This is a genomic window from Citrobacter sp. Awk 4 (genome assembly GCF_028069725.1).
Lineage (GTDB): Bacteria > Pseudomonadota > Gammaproteobacteria > Enterobacterales > Enterobacteriaceae > Citrobacter_D.
In genome coordinates this window covers 69,446-89,221 of record NZ_JANEWG010000008.1, presented here as the reverse complement: position 1 = coordinate 89,221, position 19,776 = coordinate 69,446, and the positions used below count along the sequence as shown (strand labels likewise).

General features: G+C 52.6%; 20 protein-coding genes and 1 pseudogene. 12 read left to right on the top strand and 9 right to left on the bottom strand.

Annotated elements, in window-relative coordinates; all coding sequences use genetic code 11:
- Window positions 1-99 precede the first annotated feature (99 nt).
- The 3 genes from holC to NNO04_RS05200 all read left to right on the top strand — a co-directional run bounded on the left by holC (window position 100) and on the right by NNO04_RS05200 (window position 4,077).
- On the top strand, window positions 100-543 hold the full coding sequence (gene holC, locus NNO04_RS05210; protein WP_271443770.1) for a DNA polymerase III subunit chi: 444 nt from the start codon (window positions 100-102) through the stop codon (window positions 541-543).
- Complete coding sequence (gene valS, locus NNO04_RS05205; RefSeq protein ID WP_271443769.1) at window positions 543-3,398, top strand: valine--tRNA ligase; 2,856 nt, start codon at window positions 543-545, stop codon at window positions 3,396-3,398. The genes holC and valS overlap by 1 nt, the downstream gene beginning before the upstream one ends.
- A 175-nt stretch (window positions 3,399-3,573) precedes the next feature.
- Window positions 3,574-4,077 (top strand): GNAT family N-acetyltransferase, encoded by a 504-nt coding sequence (locus tag NNO04_RS05200; protein WP_271443768.1) that lies wholly within the window; start codon window positions 3,574-3,576, stop codon window positions 4,075-4,077.
- 35 nt (window positions 4,078-4,112) lie between these two features.
- Here NNO04_RS05200 and miaE read toward each other — a convergent pair whose 3' ends face one another.
- Complete coding sequence (miaE, locus tag NNO04_RS05195; protein WP_271443767.1) at window positions 4,113-4,871, bottom strand: tRNA isopentenyl-2-thiomethyl-A-37 hydroxylase MiaE; 759 nt, start codon at window positions 4,869-4,871, stop codon at window positions 4,113-4,115.
- Between the two features lie 59 nt (window positions 4,872-4,930).
- The gene (gene rraB / locus NNO04_RS05190; RefSeq protein WP_162382964.1) at window positions 4,931-5,347 is read right to left on the bottom strand and encodes a ribonuclease E inhibitor RraB; all 417 of its coding nucleotides are present in this window, start codon (window positions 5,345-5,347) and stop codon (window positions 4,931-4,933) included.
- A 98-nt stretch (window positions 5,348-5,445) separates the two neighbouring features.
- Here rraB and argL point away from each other — a divergent pair, with 98 nt between their 5' ends.
- Together argL and argF are read left to right on the top strand one after the other, a co-directional pair.
- Window positions 5,446-5,541, top strand: a complete 96-nt coding sequence (gene argL, locus NNO04_RS22870) for a putative translational regulatory protein ArgL (protein ID WP_407649620.1) — start codon at window positions 5,446-5,448, stop codon at window positions 5,539-5,541.
- Window positions 5,511-6,515, top strand: a complete 1,005-nt coding sequence (gene argF / locus NNO04_RS05185; protein ID WP_271443766.1) for an ornithine carbamoyltransferase — start codon at window positions 5,511-5,513, stop codon at window positions 6,513-6,515. Before argL ends, argF begins: the two co-directional genes overlap by 31 nt.
- Window positions 6,516-6,560: 45 nt before the next feature.
- On the opposite strand, the gene NNO04_RS05180 is transcribed toward argF, so the two are convergent.
- A complete protein-coding gene (locus NNO04_RS05180) occupies window positions 6,561-7,013 on the bottom strand; it encodes a YhcH/YjgK/YiaL family protein (RefSeq protein WP_271443795.1) in 453 nt (150 codons plus the stop codon).
- Between the two features lie 191 nt (window positions 7,014-7,204).
- A pseudogene (locus NNO04_RS05175) lies at window positions 7,205-7,294 on the bottom strand (hypothetical protein); the annotation flags it as partial.
- Here NNO04_RS05175 and pyrL point away from each other — a divergent pair.
- The 4 genes from pyrL to ridA all read left to right on the top strand — a co-directional run bounded on the left by pyrL (window position 7,274) and on the right by ridA (window position 9,315).
- Entirely contained in the window at window positions 7,274-7,375 is a 102-nt protein-coding gene (gene pyrL, locus NNO04_RS05170; protein WP_042289418.1) for a pyr operon leader peptide, read from the top strand. The pseudogene NNO04_RS05175 and the gene pyrL sit on opposite strands and share 21 nt — an antisense overlap.
- Before the next feature lie 35 nt (window positions 7,376-7,410).
- Entirely contained in the window at window positions 7,411-8,346 is a 936-nt protein-coding gene (gene pyrB / locus NNO04_RS05165) for an aspartate carbamoyltransferase (protein WP_192610889.1), read from the top strand.
- A gap of 11 nt (window positions 8,347-8,357) precedes the next feature.
- Window positions 8,358-8,819, top strand: coding sequence for an aspartate carbamoyltransferase regulatory subunit (pyrI, locus tag NNO04_RS05160; protein ID WP_192610888.1), 462 nt, complete (start codon window positions 8,358-8,360; stop codon window positions 8,817-8,819).
- Window positions 8,820-8,928: 109 nt separating this feature from the next.
- Window positions 8,929-9,315 (top strand): 2-iminobutanoate/2-iminopropanoate deaminase, encoded by a 387-nt coding sequence (ridA, locus tag NNO04_RS05155; RefSeq protein ID WP_000047540.1) that lies wholly within the window; start codon window positions 8,929-8,931, stop codon window positions 9,313-9,315.
- A 416-nt stretch (window positions 9,316-9,731) separates the two neighbouring features.
- Here the strand turns inward: ridA and NNO04_RS05150 are convergent, their stop codons facing one another.
- The 3 genes from NNO04_RS05150 to mgtA form a co-directional block, all read right to left on the bottom strand.
- Window positions 9,732-10,136, bottom strand: coding sequence for a hypothetical protein (locus tag NNO04_RS05150; protein ID WP_271443765.1), 405 nt, complete (start codon window positions 10,134-10,136; stop codon window positions 9,732-9,734).
- A complete protein-coding gene (locus NNO04_RS05145; protein ID WP_271443764.1) occupies window positions 10,129-10,794 on the bottom strand; it encodes a hypothetical protein in 666 nt (221 codons plus the stop codon). Before NNO04_RS05145 ends, NNO04_RS05150 begins: the two co-directional genes overlap by 8 nt.
- 132 nt (window positions 10,795-10,926) lie before the next feature.
- Window positions 10,927-13,656 (bottom strand): magnesium-translocating P-type ATPase, encoded by a 2,730-nt coding sequence (gene mgtA, locus NNO04_RS05140; RefSeq protein ID WP_271443763.1) that lies wholly within the window; start codon window positions 13,654-13,656, stop codon window positions 10,927-10,929.
- Window positions 13,657-14,009: 353 nt separating this feature from the next.
- Between mgtA and treR the strand changes: the two genes are divergently transcribed.
- The 3 genes from treR (at window position 14,010) to treC (ending at window position 18,224) form a co-directional block, all read left to right on the top strand.
- Window positions 14,010-14,957, top strand: a complete 948-nt coding sequence (treR, locus tag NNO04_RS05135) for a trehalose operon repressor TreR (protein ID WP_271443762.1) — start codon at window positions 14,010-14,012, stop codon at window positions 14,955-14,957.
- A 142-nt stretch (window positions 14,958-15,099) separates the two neighbouring features.
- On the top strand, window positions 15,100-16,518 hold the full coding sequence (gene treB, locus NNO04_RS05130) for a PTS trehalose transporter subunit IIBC (RefSeq protein WP_271443794.1): 1,419 nt from the start codon (window positions 15,100-15,102) through the stop codon (window positions 16,516-16,518).
- Between the two features lie 50 nt (window positions 16,519-16,568).
- Window positions 16,569-18,224 carry an alpha,alpha-phosphotrehalase gene (gene treC, locus NNO04_RS05125; protein ID WP_271443761.1) on the top strand — a complete coding sequence of 552 codons (1,656 nt, stop codon included), beginning with the start codon at window positions 16,569-16,571 and terminating at the stop codon, window positions 18,222-18,224.
- Window positions 18,225-18,326: 102 nt separating this feature from the next.
- Here the strand turns inward: treC and NNO04_RS05120 are convergent, their stop codons facing one another.
- On the bottom strand, window positions 18,327-18,752 hold the full coding sequence (locus tag NNO04_RS05120; RefSeq protein ID WP_271443760.1) for an ion channel: 426 nt from the start codon (window positions 18,750-18,752) through the stop codon (window positions 18,327-18,329).
- 1 nt (window position 18,753) lies between these two features.
- Complete coding sequence (locus NNO04_RS05115) at window positions 18,754-19,776, bottom strand: DUF2955 domain-containing protein (RefSeq protein WP_271443759.1); 1,023 nt, start codon at window positions 19,774-19,776, stop codon at window positions 18,754-18,756.

Below are 19,776 nucleotides of genomic sequence, written 5' to 3'. Positions count from 1 at the left end.
GCTACGCTTATCCGGCCTACAAGCCGCACTAGACCGTAGGCCCGGTAAGCGCAGCGCCACCGGGCAATACGTTTAAATCCACCACAAGAAGCCCCATATATGAAGAATGCAACGTTCTACCTTCTGGACAACGACACCACCGTCGATGGCTTAAGCGCCGTCGAACAACTGGTGTGCGACGTTGCCGCAGAACGTTGGCGCAGTGGCAAGCGCGTGCTGATTGCCTGTGAAGATGAGCAGCAGGCCATTCGTCTGGATGAAGCGCTGTGGGCAAGACCGGCAGACCGTTTTGTGCCACATAATCTGGCGGGCGAAGGTCCGAGAGGCGGCGCGCCGGTTGAAATTGCCTGGCCGCAAAAACGCAACAGCAGCCCGCGGGATATCTTGATCAGCCTGCGAACTAACTTTGCAGATTTTGCCACCGCTTTCACAGAAGTGATAGACTTCGTTCCTTACGAAGATTCTCTGAAACAACTGGCGCGTGAACGCTACAAAGCCTACCGCGTGGCTGGTTTTAACCTGAATACGGCAACCTGGAAATAATGGAAAAGACATACAACCCACAAGATATCGAACAGCCGCTTTACGAGCACTGGGAACAGCAGGGCTACTTCAAGCCAAACGGTGATGAAAGTAAAGAATCCTTCTGCATCATGATCCCGCCGCCGAACGTCACCGGCAGTTTGCATATGGGTCACGCCTTCCAGCAAACCATCATGGATACCATGATCCGCTACCAGCGCATGCAGGGTAAAAACACCCTCTGGCAGGCGGGGACCGACCATGCCGGTATCGCCACCCAGATGGTGGTTGAGCGCAAGATTGCCGCTGAAGAAGGTAAAACCCGTCACGATTACGGACGCGACGCGTTCATCGACAAAATCTGGCAGTGGAAAGCGGAATCCGGCGGCACCATTACCCGTCAGATGCGCCGTCTCGGTAACTCCGTGGACTGGGAGCGCGAGCGCTTCACCATGGACGAAGGTCTTTCCAATGCCGTGAAAGAAGTCTTCGTACGCCTCTACAAAGAAGATCTGATTTACCGTGGCAAACGCCTGGTCAACTGGGACCCGAAACTGCGCACCGCCATCTCTGACCTGGAAGTGGAAAACCGCGAGTCTAAAGGCTCGATGTGGCACATCCGCTATCCGCTGGCCGATGGCGCGAAAACCGCAGACGGTAAAGATTACCTGGTGGTTGCCACCACGCGTCCGGAAACCCTGCTGGGCGATACTGGCGTAGCCGTAAACCCGGAAGATCCGCGTTATAAAGATTTGATTGGCAAATTCGTGGTGCTGCCGCTGGTTAACCGCCGCATTCCGATTGTCGGCGACGAACACGCCGATATGGAAAAAGGCACCGGCTGTGTGAAAATCACCCCGGCACACGACTTTAACGACTACGAAGTCGGTAAACGTCACGCCCTGCCAATGATCAACATCCTGACCTTTGACGGTGACATCCGTGAAAGCGCTCAGGTCTTTGATACCAAAGGCGAAGAATCTGACGTCTACGCCAGCGACATCCCGGCTGAGTTCCAGAATCTGGAGCGCTTTGCCGCCCGTAAAGCGGTGGTTGCTGCCGTTGACGCTCTCGGCCTGCTGGAAGAGATCAAACCGCATGACCTGACCGTGCCATACGGCGACCGTGGCGGCGTGGTTATCGAACCGATGCTGACCGACCAGTGGTATGTGCGTGCTGACGTGCTGGCAAAACCGGCCGTTGAAGCAGTTGAAAACGGCGATATTCAGTTCGTACCGAAGCAGTACGAAAACATGTACTTCTCCTGGATGCGCGATATTCAGGACTGGTGTATCTCTCGTCAGCTGTGGTGGGGTCACCGTATCCCGGCATGGTACGACGAAGCGGGTAACGTCTACGTGGGTCGCACTGAAGATGAAGTGCGTAGCGAAAACAACCTAGCCGCGGACGTTGCGCTTCGTCAGGATGAAGACGTACTCGACACCTGGTTCTCTTCCGCCTTGTGGACCTTCTCCACCCTCGGCTGGCCAGAAAACACCGATGCGCTGCGTCAGTTCCACCCAACCAGCGTGATGGTTTCCGGCTTCGACATCATCTTCTTCTGGATTGCCCGCATGATCATGATGACCATGCACTTCATCAAAGATGAAAACGGCAAACCGCAGGTTCCGTTCCATACCGTCTACATGACCGGTCTGATTCGTGACGACGAAGGCCAGAAGATGTCCAAATCCAAGGGCAACGTCATTGACCCGCTGGATATGGTCGACGGTATTTCGCTTGCAGATCTGCTGGAGAAACGTACCGGTAATATGATGCAGCCGCAGCTGGCGGAGAAAATCCGTAAGCGCACCGAGAAGCAATTCCCGGACGGCATCGAGCCGCACGGCACCGACGCCCTGCGCTTCACCCTGGCCGCACTGGCCTCTACCGGTCGCGATATCAACTGGGATATGAAGCGTCTGGAGGGTTACCGTAACTTCTGTAACAAGCTGTGGAACGCCAGCCGCTTTGTGCTGATGAACACCGAAGAGCAGGATTGCGGTTTCAACGGCGGCGAAATGACGCTGTCGCTGGCGGACCGTTGGATTCTGGCGGAGTTTAACCAGACCATCAAAGCGTACCGCGAAGCGCTGGATAACTTCCGCTTCGATATCGCTGCAGGCATCCTGTACGAGTTCACCTGGAACCAGTTCTGCGACTGGTATCTGGAGCTGACCAAGCCGGTAATGAACGGCGGTTCTGAGTCTGAACTGCGCGGTACCCGCCACACGCTGGTGACCGTTCTGGAAGGTCTGCTGCGCCTCGCGCATCCGATCATCCCGTTCATTACGGAAACCATCTGGCAGCGCGTGAAAGTGATTTGCGGTATCACCGCCGATACCATCATGCTGCAGCCGTTCCCGCAGTACGATGCGTCTCAGGTCGATGAAGCGGCAGCTTCTGACACCGAGTGGCTGAAACAGGCCATCATTGCGGTACGTAACATCCGTGCGGAAATGAACATCGCCCCGGGTAAACCGCTGGAACTTCTGCTGCGCGGTTGCAGCAAGGATGCGGAGCGTCGTGTGAACGACAACCGTAGCTTCCTGCTGAATCTGGCGCGTCTGGAGAGCATCACCGTGCTGCCAGCCGATGACAAAGGCCCGGTATCCGTGACCAAAATCATCGACGGCGCTGAACTGCTGATCCCGATGGCTGGCCTCATCAACAAAGACGATGAGCTGGCGCGTCTGGCGAAAGAAGTGGTGAAGATCGAAGGCGAAATCAGCCGCATCGAAAACAAACTGTCTAACGAAGGCTTTGTGGCGCGTGCACCGGAAGCGGTGATCGCCAAAGAGCGTGAGAAGCTGGACGGTTATGCGGAAGCGAAAGCGAAACTGATTGAGCAGCAGGCGGTTATCGCCGCGCTGTAATCAAATGCCGGGTGGCGCTTTGCTTACCCGGCCTACAGTCCGTTGCAATATCAATGCATTGTGCGTCTTCTGATACGCACAATGCATCCTTCCCTGAATTATCCTCTCTTGCGTTTTCCTGCCCTACGGTGTTATTAACTGCGTATATCCGTCACTATTTATTTCGAGTTTCGCTATGAGTGTTATATCTCCGGTCGCGGCGACCCTGCGTCTGATCACCGCTGACGATAATCCCGCGGTGGCCAGCGTCATCCGTCAGGTTTCTGCTGAATATGGTCTGACCGCCGACAAAGGCTATACCGTTGCAGACCCTAACCTGGACGAACTCTTCCAGGTTTATAGCCAGCCGGGCGCGGCTTACTGGGTGGTTGAACAAAACGGTGAAGTCGTGGGCGGCGGTGGCGTTGCGCCGTTAGGTTGTAGCGAGCCGGATATTTGTGAATTGCAGAAAATGTATTTTCTGTCGTCGGTGCGCGGCCAAGGGCTGGCGAAAAAGCTGGCGCTGATGGCGCTGGATCATGCCCGCGAGCAGGGCTTCAAACGCTGCTATCTGGAAACTACCGCGTTTCTGCGCGAAGCCATCGGCCTGTATGAACATTTAGGCTTTGAGCACATTAGCGAACCGCTGGGCTGCACCGGGCATGTGGATTGCGAAGTGCGGATGCTGAAAAGTCTGTAAATTTGCCCGACGCGGTACGCGTATCGGGCAAGAAATTACATCGGTACGCCGCTATGAAAACGAAACTCGTCGTCCGGCGAGGTGATTAACGCCGCCTCCACTTCACCAAAGAAGCGCACGCGCGGCGTGATATCCGCCTTCGATACCTGCTGCGCCAGTGCCAGGTAATCCTGATAATGACGCGCTTCTGAACGCAGCAGCGAGAGGTAAAACTTCTGCAACGACTCATCGAGATACGGAGCCAGCGCGGCAAAACGCTCGCAGGATCGTGCTTCGATATACGCCCCGCAAATCAGCTTATCAATCAGCGTCAGCGGTTCGTGAGTACGCACTTCTTTTAACATCCCTTTGGCATAACGGCTGGCGGTGATCTTCTCGTACGGGATCTGGCGCGCGGTCATGGCTTCGCGCACCTGCCAGAAGTGATGCAGTTCCTCTTTGATCAGCAGCACCATGCTGTCGATCAACGCCTGCCCCCACGGATCGTCCGTTTGCGGCATCGCGCTTTTGCCGATCTGCTTATGCAGGGCAACAAAATCAGGCTCCGGCCCTTCGCGGAAGGCAAACGCTTCGTAGGGTTGTAACCAGGCGAGCAACGCATCAGCTCCCTGTTTATCCGCAACATATTTACGCACCAGCAGCATCGCCGTTTGCGCCGCTTTCAGCTCACACACCAGGTGGTCGGTTAGCAGTAGCGGGAGATTCGCCGGATCGCGGGCTTTATCGAGCCACGCCTTTGGCGTTGGGCATTGCAAAAAAGAAAGAACCGGGGAGAGAATTTGCGGGTAATCCATTGGCAACCTGTCAGTGAGGTACGACAGCAGGCGCTGCCGTACCGTATCGCATCTGGAACTTAGTGACGCACACCGTCGTCGTCTTCGTCGACGTAGTCTTCATCGTCGCCGTCTTCGCCGTTAGGGTCTTCAAAGTACGTTCCCCAGCCGTCGTATTCCACTTCATACTTCTCTGCCAGATTCATCAGTTGCTCAACCTGAGCGTCGATGAGTTCGGCGTTCAGCGCACATTCGCTGAGAATATCGCAGCAGATGACCGTGTCGCCCTCTTCCACTTCCAGCTCTTCCGGCTCGGTTACTTCATAGCCGAGTTTGAATGCTTCTACTGCGGCTTTTTCCAGCGTTTCAAAGTCATCTGCGGAAAGATGATGCTCGATGGTGTACAGCGCGTCGGGATCGCTGCCATCTTCAAGTAATTCTTCAATAATCAAGCGCGTCTCTTCACGCTGCTCTTCCAGTAGTTCCGGGTTTGCCATGGCTGATTCCTCATAATGTCCTGCCGATACTCTTATTGTCACATACCGCTGACATTGCCTCCACCTTTCCAGCAAAGATTTGTTAAACAGGGTTGCAAATGAATAACCATCCATATAAATTGAATTTTAATTCAATAAGTGGTCTTGACCATGTGAGGGAACCATGTCTGCGTTTTATCAGAAGCATTTCTTGAAGTTGCTTGATTTCACCTCCGCTGAACTTACCACTCTGCTGCAACTCGCCGCGCAGCTGAAAGCCGATAAGAAAAACGGTAACGAAGTGCCAAAACTGACCGGTAAAAACATCGCGCTCATCTTCGAAAAAGACTCGACCCGTACCCGTTGCTCTTTCGAAGTTGCCGCATACGATCAAGGCGCCCGCGTGACTTACCTCGGCCCCAGCGGCAGCCAGATTGGCCATAAAGAATCGATCAAAGATACCGCGCGCGTGTTGGGCCGCCTGTACGACGGCATCCAGTATCGCGGCTATGGCCAGGAGATTGTTGAAACGCTGGCGGCGTATGCTGGCGTGCCGGTGTGGAACGGCCTGACCAATGAATTTCATCCGACGCAATTGCTGGCAGATCTGCTGACCATGCAGGAGCATTTGCCGGGCAAAGCGTTCAATGAAATGACGCTGGTGTATGCAGGCGATGCGCGTAACAACATGGGCAATTCGATGCTGGAAGCGGCGGCATTAACGGGGCTGAATTTACGTCTGGTGGCACCAATGTCCTGCTGGCCGGAAGCGTCCCTTGTGGCGGAATGCAAGGCGATGGCGCAGAAAAACGGCGGTAATATCACGCTGACCGAAGAGATTGCGGCAGGCGTAAAAGGCGCAGACTTTATCTATACCGATGTGTGGGTGTCGATGGGAGAAGCCAAAGAGAAATGGGCGGAACGTATCGCGCTACTACGTGAATATCAGGTGAATAGTGCAATGATGGCGCTGACCGGTAATCCGCAGGTGAAATTCCTCCACTGTCTGCCCGCGTTCCACGATGACCAGACCACCCTCGGTAAGAAAATGGCACAGGAGTATGGTTTGCATGGCGGTATGGAAGTCACCGATGAGGTATTTGAGTCTCCGGCAAGCATTGTCTTTGATCAGGCAGAAAACCGAATGCACACCATCAAAGCGGTAATGGTGGCGACGTTAAGCCAGTAAGTTGAGTACCGGATGGCCCTGCGCCATCCGGTAAATGCGAGGAAATTACTCCACCAGCATTTTCACGACAGCCTTACGCACTTTCGCCGGAGCGCCCACCGCGCACAGCGGCTTATGGACTTCGCCCGGATAAAACACCACGAAATCACCTTCGTTCAGCACAACGGTTTTTTCCTCAATACCTTCGGATAAAAACGCGATGTCTTTGTCCGCCAGCCAGTCCGTCTCCGGCGCACCTGCTGGTTGCGTACTGAACGTCATCCCTTCCTGTCCCTTTAACACGATCTGAATATCAAGATAGCGAGCGTGGAATTCAGCACGGCGCTGTTCAAACGGCTCAGTCATATCCTCTGCAATCAGGTAAAACAGGTGATTGCCGTCAATATCATGCTTTCCCTTTTCGGTCGCTTCCGTCACATGCGTTTTAACGTGTTCAATAGCCTGGCGCAGCTCTTCCGGCAACCAGGATTGCAGATTATGGATATTGCCAACGATCATCATACACCCCATTAATTAAAACATTGTTTCATTTTAATGGTTATACGAAAAAAACGGCGGTCATACCATCGCTATTTCCTCATGTTTTGCGACAGCGCATGTTTTTCGTAATGATCGGCCGCTGAGAACATAACGAATAAAAATTCAATAAAAACGCCATTCCACTCACCTTAATCGTTTTCTTTATTAAAATTGTGCATTAATCGCTTGATCACATAACGGAGCTGAGTATAATCGCGGACAATTTGCCGGGAGGAAGTATGGTCCAGTGTGTTCGACATTCTGTCTTACCGCGTCTGAAAACAGACGCCGGACTGCCGTTTTTCTTTCCGTTGCTCACCTATTCCCAGCCCCTCAATTGAGGGGCTTTTTTTTGCCCAGGCGTCAGGAGATAAAAATGGCTAACCCGCTATATCAAAAACACATCATTTCCATAAACGACCTCAGTCGCGATGACCTTAATCTGGTCCTGGCGACGGCGGCGAAATTAAAAACCAATCCGCAGCCGGAGCTGCTGAAGCACAAAGTGATCGCCAGCTGTTTCTTTGAAGCGTCAACCCGTACCCGTTTATCATTCGAAACCTCAATGCACCGTCTGGGCGCCAGCGTGGTCGGATTCTCCGACAGCAGCAACACCTCTCTGGGTAAAAAGGGCGAGACGCTGGCGGACACCATTTCCGTCATCAGTACCTATGTTGACGCTATCGTCATGCGCCACCCGCAGGAAGGCGCGGCGCGTCTGGCGACCGAGTTTTCCGGTACCGTACCGGTATTGAATGCGGGTGACGGCTCTAACCAGCATCCGACGCAAACGCTGCTGGATTTGTTCACCATTCAGGAGACGCAAGGCCGTCTGGATAACCTGAACATCGCGATGGTCGGCGACCTGAAATATGGCCGTACCGTGCACTCTCTGACGCAGGCGCTGGCGAAATTTGAAGGTAATCGCTTCTACTTCATCGCCCCGGATGCGCTGGCCATGCCGCAGTACATTCTCGATATGCTCGATGAGAAAGGCATTGCCTGGAGCCTGCATGGCAACTTTGAAGAGGTGATGGCTGAGGTGGATATTCTGTATATGACCCGCGTGCAGAAAGAGCGCCTGGATCCCTCTGAATACGCCAACGTCAAAGCGCAGTTTGTTCTGCGCGCCAGCGATCTGAACGGCGCGCGTGAAAATATGAAGGTTCTGCACCCGCTGCCGCGTATTGATGAGATCACCACCGACGTCGACAAAACGCCACACGCCTGGTACTTCCAGCAGGCGGGGAACGGTATTTTCGCTCGCCAGGCGTTACTGGCACTGGTTCTGAATCGCGATCTGGCACTGTAAGGGGAAAAGAGATGACACACGATAACAAACTTCAGGTTGAAGCAATCAAACGCGGCACCGTGATTGACCACATTCCCGCCCAGGTCGGTTTTAAGCTGCTGACCCTGTTCAAGCTGACCGAAACTGACCAGCGCATCACCATCGGTCTTAATCTGCCGTCGGGTGAAATGGGCCGCAAAGACCTTATCAAAATCGAGAACACGTTCCTGACCGATGAGCAGGTAAACCAACTTTCTCTGTACGCACCGCAAGCCACGGTGAATCGCATTGATGATTACGACGTTGTGGGTAAATCCCGCCCCAGTCTACCGGAGCGTATCGAAAGCGTACTGGTCTGCCCTAACAGTAACTGCATCAGCCATGCAGAACCGGTTTCTTCCAGTTTTTCAGTGAAAAAACGCGTAGACGACATTGCACTCAAATGCAAATACTGTGAAAAAGAGTTTTCTCATTATGTGGTGCTCGCCAACTAATTGGGGTTGGTTATGGATTCCCGGCTCCCTATAATGACCGGGAACATGAGGCTGCATCCCTCAAGTGGATTGATGCAGCTTCAATTACCGCTGTAATTCAGGAGATATCATGAGCAAAACTATCGCGACGGAAAATGCACCAGCAGCTATCGGCCCATATGTTCAGGGCGTAGACCTGGGCAGCATGATCATTACTTCCGGTCAGATCCCGGTTGATCCAAAAACCGGCAGCGTACCGGAAGACGTGTCCGCTCAGGCGCGTCAGTCGCTGGATAACGTAAAAGCTATCGTCGAAGCGGCAGGCCTGAAAGTAGGCGACATCGTCAAAACCACCGTGTTCGTCAAAGATCTGAACGACTTTGCCACCGTAAACGCCACTTACGAAGCTTTCTTCACTGAGCACAATGCCACCTTCCCGGCGCGTTCTTGCGTTGAAGTGGCGCGTCTGCCGAAAGATGTGAAGATTGAAATCGAAGCGATTGCCGTTCGTCGCTAAGCGTGTGCAGGACTCTGAAAAACAGGGTCCTTTTTTAAAACTAATCGCATCGTTCGAGCGAAATAGAAACTTGCCTACCCTGATTAATTACAGTGATTGATTCGCGATTAATATCATCTATAGACCAGTTGTAAGACTCGGGGCTTCCAGCCTCATTCTCCTCAACTCTAGAAGATAAACAGGTTATCCCTAATATCCAGCTCCATCTTGATTTATAGATATTTAGATAGACGTTCTCTTGATCCTGAAATCGAGATATGGGCATGCTTTCAAGGGTGTAAAAAACGTCATCCTTAATGATTAACTCAATAAGATGATTATACCGTTGTGCCGTATCTACCGAAAAAAAACATAAAAACAGGCAACAAATCATAATGATACATTTTATCTTTAGCGGTAGTATTTTCAAGCAAACCTCACGAGGCCAAATCATTAATTCCATGAATTATTTCATGATTATTTTTCAGGCATTCAATCGTGATAATGGGTCTTCCTCTCTCTCTATAATCCTTTAAATCCATTATTTTTTGATAAGAATATCGATAAGGTTGAGACAAACTTTTACGACGAAAGTCGACCTGGCTAAGTATGATTTTATCATTCCTGATATCGGCAAAGATGTACAACCCACGCTGGTAAGTCTCATGAGTATATGAAACGCCACCCATATTATTTTGACACCATTTTACTGCCAGAACTTGCGAACTTTCTTTAACAACTTGAAAACAAATCATTACAAGGTGAACTGTATACAAAAGGAATAACCAGAAAATGATATTCGCTGCTTTTGGGAGGTAGCGTGAGGTAAGCGAATTAATCATCCCAGATCACCTCTTTTTCAATTACTCCCTGAATATTATACTCTCTGGCAAGACATTCCTGATGAAACTGCCCCATAAAGCGGTCAGTCACTGGTATAACTCCGCCTAAACGCACTCCTGCATCAGCTTTAGTTATATTCCAGTTATATCTGTCAAAAAATTTAAATTTAAGCTCATAGCGACAACGAGTGTCTCTCATCTTATCAGAAGAATGATAAAGCTCTGTTATAAAGACATAACCTTTTCCCCAGTATTGGTATCCCCCAATGGCATAGAAAAGGTCAGTATTGCTAGATATAAAGTCGCCATGGCTAACTTCTTTTGATACAAAAAAATGTTCACCAGGCGGCAATAATTGACAAAACATTATGGCTTGCTTTAATTCATTTTCATATTCATTTCTTAATGAAGATGATCTTCCCATTAAATCGGAAAGATCAATATGTAAATCATCCCCTGTATTATTTAAATAATGTAAAAGATGATATTGAGCATAAGGATATTTGTATTTTAAGAAGAGATTACCATCCACTGCTCTCTCTAGATAATGTTTATAATGAAAAAAATCATCAGAAAAATGGCCCATACTACACCACGGTCCACTACCTTCATCAATTGTGTATGGAGGGTCATTCTGACCTAATCGATAATTAGACATAATAATCTCCTTTAGCATTCATCGAATAGTAAAGGATGAAAACAAGCTTTAATAATAGAACAGTGCAAATTATATTATTTTCAGAATTCATTTAGGGATAGCATTACGAATAATACTATCCCCTCATGATTCTTACTGCCAGCCGTAACGTCGGCTATAAAATCCTTTCACCCACTGCGTCAGCGTCATATACCCCACCAGAATCGCCACCAGCCACGGGAAATAGCTCAGCGGCAACGCCTGCAATTGCAGATAACTTGCCAACGGAGAAAACGGCAACGCGATCCCGATAACCATCACCAGCAATGTCATCAGCATTAATGGCCATGCGGCGCGACTCTGGATAAACGGCACGCGGCGGGTACGGATCATATGCACAATCAATGTTTGCGACAGCAGCCCCACCACAAACCAGCCGGACTGGAACAAGGTTTGTGCTTCCGGCACATTGGCGTGAAATACCCACCACATTAAACAAAACGTCAGAATGTCAAAGATCGAACTGATCGGCCCAAAGAACAGCATAAAACGCCCAAGATCGGCGGGATTCCAGCGCTGCGGCTTTTGGATCTGCTCATCATCAACGTTATCAAACGGGATTGCCACCTGGGATACATCGTACAGCAGGTTTTGAATCAGTAAGTGTAGCGGCAACATGGGCAGAAACGGCAGGAAGGCGCTCGCCACCAGAACGCTGAAAACATTACCGAAGTTAGAACTGGCGGTCATCTTGATGTACTTCAGCATGTTAGAGAAGGTACGACGTCCCTCAATCACGCCCTCTTCCAGTACCATCAGGCTTTTTTCCAGCAGGATGATATCTGCAGTTTCACGGGCTATATCCACCGCGCCATCAACAGAAATACCAATGTCGGCAGCCCGCAGTGCAGGCGCATCATTGATACCGTCGCCCATAAACCCGACCACGTGCCCTTCACGTTTGAGCAATGTGACGATGCGCTCTTTGTGCATCGGCGTCAGACGCGCGAACAGCGTGGTACGCAGCGCCAGTTTCGCCAGTTCATCATCGCTTAGCCCTTCGATATCGCTGCCGACAACCGCCTCCCCCGCTTCCAGCCCAACGTCGTGGCAGACTTTTGCCGCCACCAGTTCACTGTCTCCGGTGAGGATTTTTACGCTGATCCCGCTGGCTTTCAGCGCGTTCAGCGCTGGTGCAGTGGTCTCTTTCGGAGGATCGAGAAACGCGATATAGCCTTCGAGGATCAGGCAGGACTCATCAATACGTTGATAATCCCCTTCACGCGCGGGCAGGTATTTCGTCGCAACCGCCACCACGCGCAGTCCCTGCCGGTTCAGGGTATCGGTGACCCGCTTAACCCGCCGCAACATATTGTCATCCAGCGGCACAATGGTGCCGTTGTGCCGCACCTGGGTGCAGGCATTGAGGATCTCCTGCAACGCCCCTTTGCACACCAGTTTATGCACACTGGCCTCTTCAGCCACCACCACCGACATCCGGCGGCGTTCAAAATCAAACGGGATTTCGTCAATTTTCTGCCAGCGGCCGGAAAGCTGGCGCGCAGTGGCTTCATCCACGCCCTCCAGTACGGCAGTATCGAGTAAATTCTTCAGACCGGTCTGGTAATGGCTGTTCAGCCAGGCGGAATACAACACCCGTTCGCAGGGTTTTCCCGAGATATCAGTGTGATTCTCCAGCACTATTTTATCCTGCGTCAGGGTGCCGGTTTTATCGGTGCAGAGAATGTCCATCGCGCCAAAGTTCTGGATAGCGTCGAGATGTTTAACAATGACCTTCTGCTTTGAAAGCTTCACCGCCCCACGCGCCAGCGTAGAAGTGACAATCATCGGCAGCATCTCCGGCGTTAAGCCAACGGCCACCGACAGCGCAAAGAGCGCGGCTTCCCACCAGTCGCCTTTGGTGTAGCCGTTAATGAGCAGAACAACAGGCGCCATCACCAACATAAAACGAATCAATAGCATGCTGACGCGGCTAATGCCTTTTTGAAACGCGTTCTGCTCGCTTTCTTGTTCTGTGACTCTTCCCGCCAGTTGACCAAACCAGGTATTGGCGCCCGTCGCCATGACAATCGCCAGCGCCGTGCCGCTCACCACATTGGTGCCCATAAAACACAGCGTGTCGCACTCAAGCGGATTGTTTTGTTGCGGTTCACGCGTTATCGCCACTTTTTCAACAGGCAGCGACTCGCCCGTCAGAGAGGCCTGTGCGACAAACAGATCGCGCGCCTGAAAGACGCGCAGGTCAGCCGGGATCATATCGCCTGCCGCCAGTTTGATGATATCGCCCGACACCAGTTGGTCGATGGGCAGTTCCAGCCAGCCGTTCTCTCCAGTGTCGTTTATCACACGCAGCACCGTCGCTGTATTACTGACCATCGCTTTCAGGGCATCCGCCGCTTTCGTCGAGCGAGCCTCCTGCACAAAATTCAGCAGCGTGGAAATAATGACCATCAACGCGATCACGCTGGCGGCGAACAGATCCTCCGTGGCATAGGAAATCCCACCTAAAATGGTGAGCAAAATATTGAACGGGTTGCGATAACACGTCCACAAATGTCGCCACCACGGAGCAGGCTGCTGAGCCGGAAGCTGATTCTCGCCATACATTTCACGCGCACGCTCAACCTCGGCATGATTCAACCCTTCCGGGTGCGCGTCGAATGTATGCCAGAGCGCTGCCTCTTCCATCACGGCGACCTTCAGACAGCGCTCGCGTAATGAAGGCGGAATTGGCGTACTGGCCACGGTCTGCGCGTTAGGCAACGGATCACGCTGTACCAGACGATAAGGCAAATGGCGGCTCAGCCGGACAAAAAGTAAACGGGTGATATTTTTAAACACAGGCAGTCCCTCCGCGCCCATTAAATCAGGCGCAGAAAATCCGTCAGGCGCGGCAATGCCTTACCTGAGGGTAATGTAAAGAGATGGCAGGGACGTCAGAACGTCACTGTCTTACAGCACCGGTAAGACAGTGAAAAGCAGGCTTACCGGAAAGAAATATTTTGCCCTCGCGAGAGAGGGGTGGGATCAGGATCCATACAGCCTCCGGTAAGTGAATGATGCGCAATGCGCAGAAAACCATAAGGTTTGTCTCTATTATGGCGGTATGATAACTGCAGGTGACTAAACCAGACATAAACCAGACTTTGCCCATTACCTCTCACTTGAGTAAAGTGATTCCTTTTCAAAGACCAGACGTACCACGGGAAAACAGGATGCAAAATCGGCTGACCATTAAAGACATCGCCCGCTTAAGCGGCGTCGGGAAATCGACCGTTTCCCGCGTGCTCAATAACGAAAGCGGCGTCAGCGAACGGACCCGCGAACGTGTCGAAGCGGTGATGAATCAGCACGGTTTTTCGCCTTCTCGTTCGGCGCGCGCCATGCGTGGTCAGAGCGACAAAGTGGTCGCCATTATCGTCACCCGTCTGGACTCGTTGTCGGAAAACCTCGCAGTACAAACCATGCTTCCCGCCTTTTATGAACAAGGCTATGACCCCATTATGATGGAAAGCCAGTTTTCCCCGGCGCTGGTAGAAGAACATCTGGGGATGCTCAGACGGCGGAACATTGATGGCGTCGTGCTCTTTGGTTTTACCGGTATTAGTGAAGAGACGCTCAATTCCTGGCAGCCTTCGCTGGTTCTGTTGGCCCGCGATGCCAAAGGTTTTGCCTCCGTGTGTTATGACGATGACGGTGCCATTAAAACCCTGATGCAGCGTCTGTACGATCAGGGTCACCGGCATATCAGTTTTCTGGGCGTTCCTCATCACGACATCACCACTGGCAAACGTCGCCATGACGCCTACCTGGCCTTCTGTAAAAAACATAACCTGCATCCCGTCGCAGCTCTGCCTGGTCTTGCCATGAAGCAAGGCTACGATCATGCCGTGGATGTCATTACCCCGGACACCACCGCGCTGGTCTGCGCGACGGATACGCTGGCGTTGGGCGCCAGTAAATATTTGCAGGAACAACGCATCGAGGCGCTGCAACTGGCCAGCGTCGGCAATACGCCGCTGATGAAATTTCTCCACCCGGAGATCGTCACCGTCGATCCAGGCTATGCCGAAGCTGGACGACAAGCGGCATTGCAGTTGCTCGAGCAGATCAACGGACGCAGCGATCCCCGCCAGATTGTGATCCCCTCCGTCCTCTCCTGAAGACAACACGAGCACTTTTTGCACGGTAATTTGTGATCTTCGCTGTGTTTCGGGAACGTTCCCATTTTAGAAAATGTAACGAGGATATACTCTTGCGGCAGGTTACGACACAACACCACTTCATCTGCCACGGGGCTAAATGATGAGCAAAGTTAAACAAGCTGATATTGACCAGCTGATAGCGCTGGTTGGCGGGCGCGATAACATCGCCACGGTAAGCCACTGCATTACTCGCCTGCGCTTCGTTCTCAATCAGCCAGCAAATGCCAGACCGAAAGACATTGAACAATTACCGATGGTTAAGGGCTGTTTCACCAATGCGGGCCAGTTCCAGGTGGTGATTGGTACTGACGTCGGCGACTACTATAAAGCCCTGCTGGCGACCACCGGGCAGGCCAGCGCCGACAAAGAGCAGGCTAAAAAAGCCGCCCGTCAGAACATGAAATGGCACGAACAGCTGATCTCCCATTTCGCCGAGATCTTCTTCCCGCTGCTGCCCGCGTTAATCAGCGGTGGTCTGATCCTCGGTTTTCGTAACGTGATTGGCGATCTGCCGATGAGTAACGGTCAGACGCTGGCGCAAATGCATCCGTCGCTGAAAACCCTTTACGACTTTTTGTGGCTTATCGGCGAAGCGATCTTCTTCTATCTTCCGGTAGGGATCTGCTGGTCCGCGGTGAAGAAAATGGGCGGAACGCCAATCCTCGGGATTGTACTCGGCGTGACGCTGGTTTCTCCTCAACTGATGAATGCCTATCTGCTGGGACAACAGGTTCCGGAGGTGTGGGACTTTGGCATGTTCAGCATTGCGAAAGTCGGCTATCAGGCGCAGGTGATCCCGGCGTTACTGGCAGGCCTGGCGCTCGGATTGATTGAAACACGCCTGAAGCGCATCGTGCCGGACTACCTCTATCTGGTGGTGGTGCCGGTGTGTTCGCTAATTCTGGCGGTCTTCCTTGCGCACGCCTTGATCGGCCCATTTGGCCGCATGATTGGCGACGGCGTTGCGTTCGCTGTGCGTCACCTGATGACCGGCAGTTTCGCCCCCATTGGCGCGGCGCTGTTCGGCTTCCTTTATGCCCCGCTGGTGATCACCGGCGTCCATCAGACCACGCTGGCTATCGACATGCAGATGATTCAGAGCATGGGCGGTACGCCCGTCTGGCCGCTGATTGCGCTGTCAAATATCGCTCAGGCGTCCGCCGTTGTCGGCATCATTATTTCCAGCCGCAAACACAACGAACGCGAGATCTCCGTGCCTGCCGCGATCTCCGCCTATCTGGGCGTCACCGAACCGGCAATGTATGGCATCAACCTGAAATACCGTTTCCCGATGCTGTGCGCGATGGTAGGTTCCGGTCTCGCCGGATTGCTGTGTGGCCTGAACGGCGTCATGGCGAATGGTATCGGCGTTGGCGGCTTGCCGGGAATTCTCTCCATTCAACCGAGCTACTGGCAGGTGTTTGGTATGGCGATGGTAATTGTGATCGTCATTCCGATAGTGCTGACCTCTGTTGTCTATCAGCGCAAGTACCGTCAGGGCACGTTGCAGGTTATCTAATTTTTTTGGGGCGCCGTTGCGCCCCATTGCATTTGTTCCAGGAAAAAATCATGAACACCCTTCCCCACTGGTGGCAAAACGGCGTTATTTACCAGATCTATCCCAGGAGTTTTCAGGACACAACCGGAAGCGGCACGGGCGATTTACGCGGCGTTACGCAGCGCCTCGACTATCTGCAAAAACTGGGGGTCGACGCCATCTGGTTGACGCCGTTCTACCTTTCTCCGCAGGTTGATAACGGCTACGACGTGGCTGACTATATGGCGATTGATCCCGCCTACGGCACACTGGATGACTTCGATGAACTGGTCGCACAGGCCAAAACACGCGGTATCCGCATCATTCTGGATATGGTGTTTAACCATACGTCGACACAGCACGCCTGGTTTCGCGAAGCACTCAATAAAGAGAGTCCGTATCGCCAGTTCTACATCTGGCGCGACGGAACGCCAGATGAGCGACCCAACAACTGGCGCTCAAAGTTTGGCGGTTACGCCTGGGACTGGCACGCCGGCAGTGAGCAATACTATCTGCACCTCTTTGCGCCAGAGCAGGCCGACCTGAACTGGGAGAATCCAGCGGTCCGCGCCGAATTGAAAAAAGTCTGCGAATTCTGGGCCGACCGCGGCGTCGATGGCCTGCGTCTGGACGTGGTGAATCTGATTTCAAAAAACCAGGATTTCCCGAACGATCCCGACGGTGATGGTCGCCGTTTTTATACCGACGGCCCGCGTGCGCACGAATTTTTGCACGAGATGAATCGCGATGTGTTTACCCCGCGTGGGTTAATGACCGTAGGCGAAATGTCTTCCACCACGTTGGAAAACTGCCAACGCTATGCCACGCTGGAGGGCAGTGAACTGTCGATGACCTTTAACTTTCACCATTTGAAGGTTGATTATCCGGGCGGTGAAAAATGGACGCTGGCGAAACCCGATTATGTGGCATTAAAAGCGCTGTTCCGCCACTGGCAACAGGGAATGCACAACATCGCCTGGAATGCGTTGTTCTGGTGTAATCACGACCAGCCACGCATCGTCTCGCGATTTGGCGATGAAAACGAATACCGGGTTCCGGCCGCGAAAATGCTGGCGATGGTGCTGCACGGCATGCAGGGCACGCCCTACATTTACCAGGGCGAAGAGATCGGGATGACCAATCCCCATTTCACCCGCATCACCGACTACCGTGACGTAGAAAGTCACAACATGTTTGCCGGGCGACTCGCTCAAAACCACGATGCAGATGAATTGCTGGCTATTCTCGCCAGTAAATCGCGCGACAACAGCCGCACGCCAATGCAGTGGGATAACAGTGAAAATGCCGGTTTCACGCACGGCACGCCGTGGATAAACCTGTGCGACAACGCGGCAAAGATTAACGTTGCGGCGGCGCTGGAGGATAAAAACTCGATCTTCTATACCTACCAACAACTGATTGCGCTGCGCAAAAAAGAGCCGATTCTGACCTGGGGAGATTACCAGGATCTGTTACCGAACAGCCCACATTTATGGTGTTATCGTCGTGAATGGCAGGGGCAACAACTGCTGGTGATCGCCAACCTGAGTCATGAATGTCAGGAGTGGCAACCTGCGCAATTCTGCGGAAACTGGCAGGTTTTGCTGCATAACTACGATGAGGTTGCCCACCATCCAGGCCCCATGACACTCCGGCCTTTTGAAGCGGTTTGGTGGTTGTTGAAATAAAAAATGGGATGCAGATACGATGATGTTATCTGCATCCCTCAGAGAAAGGAGAATGCTCGCTACCGGTACCTATTCCGCGACGAGGCTAGCCACCGGATCGCGTTATTTCGTTTGCCCAAGCAGTTTGCGAACATGATGCTGTAAAACCGCCAGCATGCTGGCACCCGACAGGCCAATCATCATCGCCCCATTCACGGCCTCGAGTACGCCAAACATCTTCCACTTTTCGCTCATCACGATATCGCCATAACCGAGCGTGGCAAAGTTAACACCTGAATGGTAAACCGCCTCTTTGAGCGTTGAAAACTCCCCCAGCCACAGGAACAACATCCCCCATAGCATGATTTGCAGCAGATTCCCCATCAGCACGATGGTAATAATGCCAAACAACGCCAGCACCCCGGCCATCATCCCTTCCCGATGGTGAAACCGTTTGATGTAAAAACGAATACAGCCAATCGAAACCCACGACTGTAAGAGCATATTCAGCAGGATGACGGGCATCCCTGTGACTAAAACCAGCAACATATTAATCTCCTGGAGTGGCTTCAACCGCAGGCCGACCACTCGGACGCCAGCGTTCAAGAATCACAACACATGCCCAACCGTAGAGGGCAACCACAACATACAAAGAGCAACGCATCGCCGACGCCAACCAGACGTCTTTGCCAGCAGCACTATCCTGAATGGCGGGGCCAAACAGGATGAGGCAGGTGACCCAGGCGTTGCTCCAAAAGGAAGGCGTGAACCGGTTTGCCACCAGCCGCACCATGCGTCGTGCCACCCAAAGGCTGACCAGCGCAAGCCACAGCACCAGCATCAAAAGCGAGGGCCAGAGGCTTAAGCCAAACCACAACACCACGGCTAACAGCGCCCCCATCAGGGTCGACAACACCAACTCACGCCCCACCTGTTTTGCCGCCAGCGTGTTGGTCTGTTGCGCGAGCATCACTGTTTTCATCACCGCCGGAATATAGAAAGCGGGGTTACTCAATGCCAACAGCCAGACGGGCAGTACAATAAGCACCGCGCGCAGGGCCAGGTAATGGGGTGACTGCGGTGCAACATAGGCTTTTCCCGCCGATTCTGGTGTTGCCTGCGGAGGAAATACGGCGAGGGCAATCCGGTTAACCACCGTGCCAATGATGATGCCAAGTCCCATCATCTGGGCGATGCCGACGGCAAGCGATTGCTCAATCAGCCCGGCGATGGGAATAAGAGTGACCATCATGGTAAGCAACATCGCCTGAGTGCCTTTCCCGGCAAGCCACATCAGCATCAGTTGGTAAAGCAACAACGCAGTCAACAGCAGCGCAGGCAACGGATAGTGCGTTAACAAAGGCACCATCAGCACGCCACCCATCATCGTTGTCATCAGCACAAGGCCCACGACGATCCCTTTCTTGATGGGTAACGGTTTGCCCTGACAGAGCACAATCCAGGCCATGATGCACCCCAGATGGGGCATAGGCAGTGCGAGGCTATAACAGACCAGCGCGGCAATCGCGGTTCCGCAGCTGATCCTCAGTACCGCACGATCTCCGTTATGCAT